Raw genomic sequence first — 11,788 nt, forward strand, 5'->3', positions numbered from 1 at the left:
CTCCCGGTGTCAGACCTGACGGCCGGCCGGCATCGGCTCGAACGGCGTTTCCCGGGCCGTCGGCTTGTTGGCCTGGCGCGCCACCATAATGGTCCGCAGACCGAAGACCGCCACGGCCACCACCACGAACATGAAGACACCTGCGAGCGTTGCATCGACATAATCGTTGAACACGATCTGCTGCATCTGCGCGACCGACTTCGCCGGGGCGAGCAGCTTGCCGTCTGCGAGTGCCGCCTGATACTTCCCGGCGTGGGCGAGGAAGCCGACCTTCGGATCCGGATCGAACATCTTCTGCCACCCGGCGGTGAGCGTGCAGGCGAGCAGCCACAGCGTCGGCAGGATCGTCACCCAGGCGAAGCGTTCACGCTTGAGCTTGAAGAGCACACACGTTGCGAGAATCAGCGCGATGGCGGCCAGCATCTGGTTGGAGATGCCGAACAGCGGCCACAGCGTATTGATGCCACCGAGCGGATCGACCACCCCCTGATACAGGAAGTAGCCCCACGCGGCGACACAAAGCGCCGTGGCGATCAGGTTCGCGGGCAACGACTCCGTACGCTTGAGCGACGGTACGAACGTGCCGAGCAGATCCTGCAGCATGAAGCGCCCGGCGCGCGTACCTGCGTCGACTGCCGTCAGAATGAACAGCGCCTCGAACAGGATCGCGAAGTGGTACCAGAACGCCATCATCGCTTCGCCGCCCGCCACCTGATGCAGGATGTGGGCCATGCCAACGGCCAGCGTCGGTGCGCCACCGGCACGCGAGATGATCGTGTTCTCACCGACCGCGTGGGCGGTGGCAGTCAGCACGTCGGGCGTGATGGAAAAGCCCCAGCCCGAGACGACTTGCGCCACGGCTTCCGGCGTCGTACCGATCACGGCGGCCGGGCTGTTCATCGCGAAGTACACGCCGGGGTCGATCACGGAGGCCGCGACCAGCGCCATGATGGCCACGAACGACTCCATCAACATGCCGCCGTAGCCGATGAAGCGCGCGTTGACTTCGTTATCGAGCAGCTTGGGCGTAGTGCCCGACGAAATCAGCGCATGGAAGCCGGAGACGGCGCCGCACGCAATCGTGATGAAGAGGAACGGGAACAGCTTGCCCGACCAGACCGGACCGCTGCCGTCGACGAATTGCGTGAGCGCCGGCATCTTCAGTTCAGGCGCGACCACCAGAATACCGATCGCCAAGGCCAGAATCGTGCCGATCTTCAGAAAGGTGGACAGATAATCGCGCGGGGCGAGCAGCAGCCACACCGGCAACACGGACGCGACGAAACCGTAGCCGATCAACATCCACGTGAGTTGCTTGCCGTCGAACGTGAACAGCGGCGCGAGTGCGGCGCTGTCGTGCACGCTTTGGCCGAAGTAGATCGCGGCCATCAGCATCACGAAGCCGATGATCGACACTTCGCCGATACGGCCCGGGCGGATGAAACGCGTGTAGATCCCCATGAAGAGCGCGATCGGAATCGTCAGCCCGACGGTGAACGTGCCCCACGGCGAGCCGGCGAGCGCCTTGACCACGATCAGCGCAAGCACGGCGAGAATGATGATCATGATGAGGAAGGCACCGAACAATGCGATCACACCGGGGATCATGCCGAGTTCGGACTTCACGAGATCGCCCAGAGAACGGCCGTCGCGACGCGTGGAGATGAACAGCACCATGAAGTCCTGCACCGCGCCGGCGAACACCACCCCGGCGAGAATCCACAACATGCCCGGCAGATAACCCATCTGCGCGGCGAGCACAGGGCCCACGAGCGGTCCCGCGCCGGCGATGGCGGCGAAGTGGTGACCGAACAGCACGTAGCGATTGGTCGGCACGTAGTCCAGCCCGTCGTTGTGACGCCAGGCCGGCGTCATGCGCGTGCCGTCGAGTTGCGCCACACGCGTGGCGATGAACTTGCTGTAGAAACGATAAGCGATCAGATAAACGCAGATGGCTGCGATCACGATCCAGAGTGCGCTAACGGTTTCGCCGCGCGATAGGGCTACCGTGCCAAGCGCGCAAGCGCCGACGACGGCCACCGCTGCCCAGGGCAGTTGTTGCCAGATGCGATTCATTGTCTCTCCTCGGAACTGCCTCCTGCGGGCAGCAACCCGGAACCGTGCCGTTGCAGCACTGTCCCGCCTTTTGGTGTGGCGCCATCGAGACGCCTCGAATCGCGGCTCGCTGCGAACGCCCCTCTTTCGGGGGTCTGCATACAGCGAGAACCGGCGACGTTGCGCGCAAACACCACATGCGGACATGCAAAGTTGCGCAACACTTGCGAGAAGCTTGCGAGTTACACTCGGCCGCCCCGGCCACGATTCGGCGTGTAGTATTGGCGTTTGCCCACTGCGCCACAAGCGCGGAACTACGCAGGTCCGCTACGTGCTACTACGTAGCCAAATGCTGTGGAACACGGCATTGCAGGCTTTTCGAATGGCATGAATCTCCGACAGAAATTTTTCGTCCTGGCACTGTTACCGGTCGCATTGGCCATGGTCGCCATCGCGCTGGCCGTACGGCATCAAGGCAACGAGCTTTCGCGCGCGCAGCACGAAGCCGTGCAAACCACGTCGCTGGCCAACAAGCGGGCCGAGCTGCTGCATTACGTGGGTCTGGCGCGCAATGCCATCGAGCCGCTGTACAACGGCCCCGACACCCCGGCCGCGCGCGAACAGGCCCTCGCCACCCTTGCCCGCATGGAATTCGGCAAGGACGGCTACTTCTTCGTCTACGATCTCGAAGGCCGCAGCCTGATGCATCCGCGTCAACCCGAGCTGGTCGGCCACAACCTCTGGTCGCTCAGGGACGAGTCGGGCGCACCCACCATCCAACGCCTGATCGCAGCGGCACGCGCGGGCGGCGGCTACGTGCAGTACCCGTGGGAGAAACCGTCCCGCCAGCAAATGACACCGAAGCTCGGCTACGTCATTGCCCTGCCACGCTGGAACTGGATGATCGGCACGGGCATTTATCTCGACGATGTCGAAGCCACGCTGCGTGAGTCGGACGAGCGCGCGCAGTCGAACATCGATCGCACGCTGATCTGGATCACGCTCATCGCCTCATCGTGTCTGGCGATCGTCGGCCTGTGCGGGCTCGTCGTGAACATCACCGAACTCAAGACCGCCGACGCGAAGCTGCGCCAACTGGCGCGTCAGGTCGTGGCGTCGCAGGAACTCGAGCGATCCCGTATCTCGCGCGAGTTGCACGACGGCATCAGCCAGCTTCTGGTCTCGGTCAAGCTGCTGCTCGAGTCGGCATCGATGCGCCTGCCGGGCTCACCCGCCGCCGCCAGCACCACGTTGGGCGTTGCCATCGAACGGCTGAACGGCACGCTCGGCGAAGTGCGGCGCATCTCGCAAGCGTTGCGCCCGGCCATGCTCGACGATCTCGGTCTGGCCGCCGCCATCGATCAGCTCGCACGGGAATTCGGCTCGCACGCGGGGCTTCCGGTCGAAATGAATGTCGAAGGCGACGCTCCCGTTCTGGACGACAACATCAAGACGATGCTCTACCGCATCGCACAGGAGGCGCTCACCAACATCGAGCGCCATGCGCAGGCGTCGCGCGTCTCGATTCTGCTGATCTTCAAAGCCGATGGCATTCATCTGTCGATTGCCGACGACGGACGCGGCTTCGACGTGTCCGACGTGCACCACGACCCCCGCCACGGCATCGGCCTGCGCAACATGCGTGAGCGCCTGGACGCCGTCGGCGGCGTACTCGGTATTCAATCGTGGCCCGGCCTTACCACCATCAGTGTGTGGGTGCCTCTCACGCCTGCCGCCGTGAAAGCGGCGCTTCGTGCAACAACACGCAAATGACGCAAGCTCACCCTATCCGATTGCTGCTGATCGACGATCACCCGCTCGTTCGCGACGGACTCCGTGCGCGCTTCGACGCCTCGCCCAATCTCCAGGTCGTGGGGGAAGCGGGCAATGCACAGGAAGCGCTCACGCGAGCGAAAACATCGTCGCCGGATCTCGCGCTGATGGACATCAGCATGCGCGGCACGAACGGCATCGAACTGACGGCACAGTTCCGCGAGCAGTTTCCGCACATCGCCGTGTTGATACTCTCGATGCACGACAATGCCGAATACGTGCGTCAGGCGGTTCGTGCCGGTGCACGCGGCTACGTGCTCAAAGACGCGCCTGCGCACGAGATCGTGACCGCCATCGAACGCGTAGCCCGCGGCGACGCGTACTACAGCGCCGCCATTGCTGCGCGCGTGGTGCAGGCCTCGACGTCGCATGCGCCAATCGACTCGCTCACGCCCCGCGAACGCGAAATCCTCACGCGTATCGCCCGCGGACTGGCGAACAAACAGATTGCGACGGAAATGGATTTGTCGGTCCGGACGGTGGAGACCCATCGGCTCAACATCAAGCGCAAGCTCGGCATCGAAGGGCAAGCGGAGTTGATCAAATTCGCGGTGGAGAATCGACTGTAAGGTGTCGGCGGGGCAATCGCCCGGCATCGATCTACTGGTGAAACGGGTTGTACACCTCCACGCCCGTGCCGGAGAAATCCTTGACGTTACGCGTCACTACAATGAGTTCGTGAACTAGCGCAGTCGCCGCGATCAACTTATCGACGGGATGCTGTTGATGCGGCACCCGCAGGCGAGCCCACATGTTGCAGACGCTCTGATCGACGGGGAGAATCTGCTGCAGAAAATCGCGATGCACGGTCTTCACCCAATTGTCCACAAGCGTTGCCTGACGCGGATCGTTGCGGTAACGCAGCAAGAGCGCGCCACGTCGCAACTCCCCAAGCGTGATGACCGACAGGTAGCGAGGTATCGCGTTTCGCGTCGTGTGACGAATAAATCGTTGCACACCAACGTCACCTCCCCCTAACTTCCTGCACTCACTGATCACGTTCGTATCGAACAGATACATTGCAGTACTCAATTGGCTCAATTGACACGTTCGAAATCGCTGTCGAGTCCGACGTTAGGGAAATTCATGATCGCTTCCCCGATACATCGGAACCCCGGTAGTCTCGCCACGTTATCCAGAATCGACAACACCTCTTCCTCCGGCGTTCTCCCATGCAATGCCGCACGCGATCGAATCGATCGCATAAGCGGTTCATCAATCCCCTCGATCAGCATCATGTGCATATGCCCCTCCCTTCATTCATAAACAAAAATCGGCGTCCGAATTGAACACCCGAACAACAGGGGAAATGCTAGCACCGGAGAACTTTCGAAAACCGGCCAAGACCTCGCCCGGTGCAGCTTTCGGAAGGATCACAAGGCAATAAAAAAATCCCACCGAGGTTTTCCTCGATGGGATCGTATGGTGCACCCGTTGGCGCTACCGCCGATACCGGCGATCGCACAGGGTCAGTGCACTATCGCTGCGATATCTGACGAATCACGACTTCAGACGACGCTCGATGTCGGCCTTCGTGTCGAGCAACGCCTGCGGCAGGTGATGCTTGAGCGTGTCGAACAACTCGGCGTGGAGTTTCAACTCCTCATGCCATGCGGCCGGATCCATCGACGTCACGTCGTCGAACTGCGCCTGCGTGAACGACAGGCCGTTCCAGTTCAGATCTTCGTAGCGCGGCGTGATGCCGAACGCGTTCTCCACACCCTGCGCCGTGCCGTCGATACGGCCGAGCATCCATGCCAGCACGCGCATGTTCTCGCCGAAGCCCGGCCACACGAACTTGCCGTCGGCGTCCTTGCGGAACCAGTTCACGCAATAGATCTTCGGCAGCTTCGCGCCCGTCTTGCCGAGATGCGCGCCGGTGTCGAGCCAGTGCTGGAAATACTCGCTCATGTTGTAGCCGCAAAACGGCAGCATGGCGAACGGATCACGACGCACCACGCCCTGCTGGCCCGCCGCAGCGGCAGTCGTCTCCGAGCCCATCGTCGCGGCCATGTACACGCCTTCGGTCCAGTCGCGGGCTTCGGTCACCAGCGGCACGGTCGTGGAACGGCGGCCGCCGAAAATGAATGCGTCGATCGCCACACCGGCCGGGTTTTCCCAGCCGGCATCGATCGACGGACATTGCGACGCCGGCGCCGTGAAGCGCGAATTCGGATGCGCTGCCTTGCGGCCCGTCGCCTTCCCGCTTTCCGGTGTCCAGTCCTTGCCCTGCCAGTCGATCAGATGCGCCGGCGGCGTGTCGGTCAGGCCTTCCCACCACACGTCGCCATCGTCGGTCAGCGCCACGTTGGTGAAGATGACGTTCTCGCCGAGCGTAGCCAGCGCGTTCGGGTTGGTCTTCTCGCTCGTGCCCGGCGCCACGCCGAAGAAGCCGGCTTCCGGGTTGATCGCGTACAGACGACCGTCTTTGCCCGGCTTGATCCAGGCGATGTCGTCACCGAGGGTCTCGACCTTCCAGCCGTCGAAGCCCTTCGGCGGAATCAGCATCGCGAAGTTGGTCTTGCCGCATGCCGACGGGAACGCCGCCGCCACGTGATACTTCTTGCCCTCGGGCGACGTCACGCCAAGAATCAGCATGTGTTCGGCCAGCCAGCCTTCGTCGCGGCCCATCTTCGAGGCGATGCGCAGCGCGAAGCACTTCTTGCCCAGCAGCGCGTTGCCGCCGTAGCCCGAACCATAGCTCCAGATCTCGCGGGTTTCCGGGAAGTGAACGATGTACTTCGTCGCGTTGCACGGCCAGGCCACGTCCTTCTCACCGGCCGCAAGCGGCTTGCCGACCGTGTGCACGCACGGCACGAAGGCGCCGTCGGTGCCGAGCACGTCGTACACGGCGCGGCCCATGCGCGTCATGATGCGCATGTTCACCACCACGTAAGGCGAGTCGGACAATTCCACGCCGATATGTGCGATCGGCGAGCCGAGCGGCCCCATCGAGAACGGCACCACGTACATCGTGCGACCGCGCATGCAGCCCGCGAACAGGCCGTCGAGCGTCGTGCGCATCTCGCGCGGATCGATCCAGTGGTTGGTCGGCCCGGCGTCTTCGCGCTTTTCGCTACAGATGAACGTGCGGTCTTCCACTCGCGCCACATCCGACGGATCGGACAGCGCGAGGAACGAATTCGGACGCTTGGCGGGGTTGAGCTGCGTCATCGTGCCGGCGGCGACCATCTGTTCACACAGACGGTCGTATTCCTCCTGCGAGCCGTCGCACCAGACGACACGCTCAGGCTGGGTGATCGCCGCGATGTGCGACACCCAGTCGATCAGCTTGCGGTGACGCGCCCAGGCGGGCAGATCACGTGTGGCGACGTTGGACGAGGAGGAGGCGTCGAGCGCGCTAGCGCTCACACTGGCTTGCGTCATGGGGGTTGTCTCCATGCAGAGTCGGGAAATCGATGCGGACGACGGGCGTCTGTTGCGCGGGCACCCTGGATCGCCGGGCGACCCATCCGGTTGGGGATACCGGACAGGCGGACGTGCCCCGGCGGTTGCCGCAGGCGCTGGCAATCCAGGCGCTCGCAGGTTCAGGCCGCGTGAAAAATGGTGTGTGTTGTACGTCTTGCGACACACGCAGCAACACACGCGGGAAGGCAGAGGGCAACACGCGCATCGATACGTGCGCTTCAAGCGTCTCGTTCACCAGGTCCGACTTGTGTGTACGGGGTGGATTCGATTTTTTGCCATCGTGTTCAGGCGGTTTCGCCATGGTTGCCAGGACACCTGCCATACTATGCAAAACGAGGCGTCAGCATACCACCGCGCAAATCGCACCGGTGCTGCGTCGCAACAAGGCCGGCGGGGGATTTGCCCCGATAGACGCCGTCCATGTCAACGACCAGAACACCCGCCCGTGCGGCGGCCTCCGACAATTGTTCCGTCCGCGCAGGACTCCCCGGTTCCGCGCCGATCCGATTACGTTTTGCCATGAAAATTGCCATTCTCGACGACTATCAGGACGCCGTTCGCAAGCTCGACTGCTTCTCCCTGTTGGCCGGTCATGACGTCAAGGTCTTCAACAACACGGTCAAAGGCGTCGGGCAACTCACTGCCCGCGTCGGCGAAGCCGAAGTGCTCGTGCTGATCCGCGAACGCACCGCCGTCACGGCGCAGCTCATCGACAAACTGCCGCGTCTGCGGATCATCAGCCAGACCGGACGCGCCGGCACTCACATCGACATCGACGCCTGCACCGCCCATGGCGTGGCTGTGCTCGAAGGCGTGGGCTCGCCCATCGCACCGGCCGAACTTACCTGGGCGCTGATCATGGCCGCCCAGCGCCGCATTCCGCAGTACGTCTCCAGCCTCAAGCACGGCGCCTGGCAGCAATCGGGCCTGAAATCGTCGAGCATGCCGCCGAACTTCGGGCTGGGTCAGGTACTTCGCGGCCAGACGCTCGGCCTCTGGGGCTACGGCAAGATCGGCCGCCTCGTGGCAGGCTACGGCCGCGCATTCGGCATGGAGGTGATAGTGTGGGGCCGCGAGGGTTCGCGTGAAGCTGCCGCGGCCGACGGCTTGCGCGTGGCGAACAGCAAGGAAGAACTCTTCACGCAAAGCGATGTGCTCTCGCTGCACCTGCGTCTGAACGACGAGACGCGTCACCTCGTCAAACTCGAAGATCTGCTGCAGATGAAACAGACCGCCCTGTTCGTGAACACGAGCCGGGCCGAACTGGTGGAAGAAAACGCGCTGATCACGGCACTGAACCGCGGCCGTCCGGGCATGGCGGCCATCGATGTCTTCGAGAGCGAGCCGATTCTGCAAGGCAACCCGCTGCTGCGCCTGGAGAATTGCGTGTGTACGCCGCACATCGGCTATGTCGAGCGTGAGAGCTACGAGCTGTATTTCCGCGTAGCTTTCCAGAACATCGTCGACTTCCTGAACGGCGACCGCACTCACGTCGCGAATCCGGCTGCGTTGCTCGGCTTCGGTCGATAACGCCGCCGCACACGCCTCGCGCAACGGCGAGGCGTGCGCTATTTCATCGTGTCCAGATGACGCAGGAACGCCTCGCCGTCCTTGCGGCCCAGCGCGAATGCCGGGCCCATCATGTCGGGGCGCGTGTAATCCCAACTGGAAATCGGTACGGGCACGCTTGGCTGCACATATAGCCGGTCTTGTCCGCCGTGATGCTGCGTGAATATCTGCGGACGCGGATAGCGCCGCGTCACCAGCACAAGCACCTGGCCGGGCGTGGCATCGAGCGCATCGACGGGCACGTTGTCGACCATGCCGCCATCGAGCACGGCCCGCCCGTCGCGACGGAGAATCGGTGTGAACGGCGGCGTACAGGACGATTGCAGCATCAGATCGGCCAGATCCCCGGTGGACCGGCAATCCTGCGCGCGCACGAATTCGGGAGTGAAGCCAAGCCGGCGGGCGAGCGTCGGATGCAGCGTACGACGCACGTGCTTGTCGATGTTGTAGGCCACCAGCGCTGCCGCCGTGGCCGTGCGCGGCCCGAGCCAGCGCGGGATGTGCGACACGCCGACGCGAATCTCCGGCCCGGCGGCGAGCTTGTCGAGCTGGCCCTCATAAATGTCGAGCAGCGCCTGCCGGTAGATGCGGTAATGCGGAAACACCCGCTCACGGCGCAGCAGGTTGCCCCAGTAGGCGTTCTTGCGATTGTTCGCTAGTGCCCGCCGGTAATAGTCCATCACCCAGTCCGACTCGCGCATGTGCAGCATGCACGCGGTGGCGGCACCGGCCGATATCCCGGTGATGACGCGCGGGCGCAGCGGCACCTCGCGCGCGACGCGCTCCCAGAATCCCGCCTGCCACCAGCAACGGTTGCCGCCGCCGGCGAATACGATCTGATCGAACACCTGGCCCCCTTCGGTGATATCGCGTTATCGACGTTGAGCGTCTTGCAACGGTGCGCTCAAAGCAGCGCGTAGGTCGTGGTGGCGTGCACCGCCATCTTGCCCGACGCATCGAGAATCTCGATCTCGCCGAACACCAGATTCTTGCCGCGACGCAGAATCCGCGCGATCACGCGCAAATCGCCCTCGGCCACCGGACGCATGAACTGCGTGTTGAGCGTGACGGTCGTCATTGGCTGGAAACCGCCAAGCGAGGCCGAGAGCGCCACCACCATGGCCGTGTCGGCCACGGCCATGAAGACCTGTCCGCAGATGACGCCGCCGCCGTGTTTGAACGCGGCGTCGAACGGCAATCGCAATTCGCTTTGTTCCGGCCCGGTCGCCTCCACTTGCAGATTGAGTTGTCGCACCCACGGCGCGACGAGTTCATCGAGCATCTTCTGCGCCTGCACCCGCTCCATCCCGCCCCTCCTCCAAGTTCGTTGTGACGCCGATGATAGCCCCAAAACAACAGCGCCACCCGGCAAAGGGTGGCGCTGGCGTCATGCGCGTGATCCGCAATCAGCGGCAACTCATCCGTTCGTCTTGTCCTGATGAATTCGCTCGCTTTGATGATTTTCGCGATGCTGGATACCGGCCTGCTCGCCCTTGCTCACATGACCGTTCTTGCCCGCGTGCGCTTCGGCGGTGTCGACATGGGCCTGCCCGCGCTCAAGACTACCGGCCTGGCGATTAGTCAACGTGCCGGCGGCCTGTCCCTGAGCGATGCGCTTTTCCTGGTTGACGTTACGTTGCACGTCGGCCTGCATGCGCTCCGACGACTTCGACGTGGGATTCACCACCTGACCGTTGTGCTTGAGCTGATCGATCTTCGCGCTTTCCTTGTTCTGCGCGTTGGCGATGCGTGCCTTCTCGGCGGCGGTATCTCCCGTGTGAGCGGCATGAGCTTGCATGCGGTCGATCTTCGCCTCGCCCTTCTCGATGCTCGACGCTTCCTTGGTCGTCAGTTGACCGCTCTTCAGTCCGTTCTCGACGCGCTGCTGTTGATGGATGTCGCGCGCCGTCTCGGTGGTGGTGCTTTGCGCAAACGCCTGCGAGGCGAACACACCGCCGAGGGCAACCGTCACGGCACTCAGAATCAGCGTTTTACGAACGTTCATGATGGAATCCTTATTGACTTTGGCTGTGCTTTCGAAATGCCCGGACATGATCGGGTGGATACGTGTTCGGGGAACCGGCGGGACCGGGGCCGTTGGCGGGCTTGCCAGCGAATGACCGTGTCCTTATGCGGATTAACGGGGCGCGCGAGCGTCGCGCCGACAGCCGTCGTGTAACCGGGCAGTCCGAAAAGTAACGGCTTGTAATCCGCGCGCCGGGTCCGGGGCGGGCTATGTCCCTGAAATCGCTCAGACAGTCACAGACAGCGCCGTAACGATTTGATACAGTGGTGCCCATTTGGCCGGCACGCCCTGCCGCAGAGCGTGCCACCCCGTTCCCCCCTCAGTCCCCATCCGCGAACAAGCGGGTCAAGAAGGAGCCTTCCCCATGCAGAGCACCAGAGACGACCTCGGCAAACTCATCCTGCGCCTTACCCTCGGCATCCTGCTGCTATTTCACGGCGTCAGCAAAGTGATCAACGGCGTCGGTTTCATCGAGGGCATGGTGACTTCGCACGGCCTGCCGAGTTTCCTCGCCTACGGCGCCTACCTGGGTGAAGTGCTCGCGCCGGTGCTGCTGATTCTCGGCGTGCTCACCCGTCTGGGTGGCCTGCTCGTCGTGTGCAACATGCTTGTCGCCTTCTCACTGGTCCACCTGAGTCAACTGGGCGATCTCTCGAAGACCGGCGGATGGGCGCTGGAACTGCAAGGCTTCTATCTGCTCGCGGGCCTTTGCGTGATTCTCTTCGGTGCCGGACGCTACAGCGTGTCCGGTGGCCGTGGCGCCTGGGACTGATCGGAGGCCGGAGACCAGCTAACGTCGCCCATCGGGAACCGGCCGCCGGGCGCGGCGTTGCACCGGCGGTCGTGACGGCCCGCGCCTGCCGCCCCTATCGATGG

Annotated in this window: 11 protein-coding genes; 4 read left to right on the forward strand and 7 right to left on the reverse strand. The window is 63.3% G+C overall.

The genetic code is table 11. The features are described from left to right. Positions 1–9 precede the first annotated feature (9 nt). Entirely contained in the window at positions 10–2,076 is a 2,067-nt protein-coding gene (locus C266_RS20560; protein WP_010805662.1) for a carbon starvation CstA family protein, read from the reverse strand. Positions 2,077–2,442: 366 nt separating this feature from the next. Between C266_RS20560 and C266_RS20565 the strand changes: the two genes are divergently transcribed. Both C266_RS20565 and C266_RS20570 read left to right on the forward strand, forming a co-directional pair. Further along, positions 2,443–3,828 carry a cache domain-containing protein gene (locus C266_RS20565; RefSeq protein WP_036663508.1) on the forward strand — a complete coding sequence of 462 codons (1,386 nt, stop codon included), beginning with the start codon at positions 2,443–2,445 and terminating at the stop codon, positions 3,826–3,828. Further along, positions 3,825–4,457, forward strand: coding sequence for a response regulator transcription factor (locus C266_RS20570; RefSeq protein ID WP_010805664.1), 633 nt, complete (start codon positions 3,825–3,827; stop codon positions 4,455–4,457). Before C266_RS20565 ends, C266_RS20570 begins: the two co-directional genes overlap by 4 nt. 31 nt (positions 4,458–4,488) lie before the next feature. Here the strand turns inward: C266_RS20570 and C266_RS20575 are convergent, their stop codons facing one another. The 3 genes from C266_RS20575 to C266_RS20585 all read right to left on the reverse strand — a co-directional run bounded on the left by C266_RS20575 (position 4,489) and on the right by C266_RS20585 (position 7,275). After that, entirely contained in the window at positions 4,489–4,908 is a 420-nt protein-coding gene (locus tag C266_RS20575; protein WP_010805665.1) for a type II toxin-antitoxin system VapC family toxin, read from the reverse strand. 17 nt (positions 4,909–4,925) lie between these two features. Then, positions 4,926–5,126: a DNA-binding protein gene (locus tag C266_RS20580; protein ID WP_144265877.1), complete on the reverse strand. Its 201-nt coding sequence runs from the start codon at positions 5,124–5,126 to the stop codon at positions 4,926–4,928. Between the two features lie 262 nt (positions 5,127–5,388). Beyond that, positions 5,389–7,275 (reverse strand): phosphoenolpyruvate carboxykinase (GTP), encoded by a 1,887-nt coding sequence (locus tag C266_RS20585; RefSeq protein WP_010805667.1) that lies wholly within the window; start codon positions 7,273–7,275, stop codon positions 5,389–5,391. Positions 7,276–7,836: 561 nt separating this feature from the next. Between C266_RS20585 and C266_RS20590 the strand changes: the two genes are divergently transcribed. Next, on the forward strand, positions 7,837–8,847 hold the full coding sequence (locus tag C266_RS20590; RefSeq protein WP_010805668.1) for a D-2-hydroxyacid dehydrogenase family protein: 1,011 nt from the start codon (positions 7,837–7,839) through the stop codon (positions 8,845–8,847). Between the two features lie 38 nt (positions 8,848–8,885). Here the strand turns inward: C266_RS20590 and C266_RS20595 are convergent, their stop codons facing one another. The 3 genes from C266_RS20595 to C266_RS20605 all read right to left on the reverse strand — a co-directional run bounded on the left by C266_RS20595 (position 8,886) and on the right by C266_RS20605 (position 10,891). Beyond that, the gene (locus C266_RS20595; RefSeq protein WP_010805669.1) at positions 8,886–9,734 is read right to left on the reverse strand and encodes a patatin-like phospholipase family protein; all 849 of its coding nucleotides are present in this window, start codon (positions 9,732–9,734) and stop codon (positions 8,886–8,888) included. A 56-nt stretch (positions 9,735–9,790) separates the two neighbouring features. After that, positions 9,791–10,192, reverse strand: coding sequence for a PaaI family thioesterase (locus tag C266_RS20600; RefSeq protein WP_010805670.1), 402 nt, complete (start codon positions 10,190–10,192; stop codon positions 9,791–9,793). Positions 10,193–10,303: 111 nt separating this feature from the next. Next, complete coding sequence (locus C266_RS20605; protein ID WP_010805671.1) at positions 10,304–10,891, reverse strand: hypothetical protein; 588 nt, start codon at positions 10,889–10,891, stop codon at positions 10,304–10,306. Between the two features lie 385 nt (positions 10,892–11,276). Here C266_RS20605 and C266_RS20610 point away from each other — a divergent pair, with 385 nt between their 5' ends. Then, on the forward strand, positions 11,277–11,684 hold the full coding sequence (locus tag C266_RS20610) for a DoxX family protein (RefSeq protein ID WP_010805672.1): 408 nt from the start codon (positions 11,277–11,279) through the stop codon (positions 11,682–11,684). The last annotated feature ends 104 nt before the right edge of the window (positions 11,685–11,788 follow it).

It is taken from the genome of Pandoraea sp. SD6-2 (assembly GCF_000389825.1).
GTDB lineage: Bacteria > Pseudomonadota > Gammaproteobacteria > Burkholderiales > Burkholderiaceae > Pandoraea > Pandoraea communis.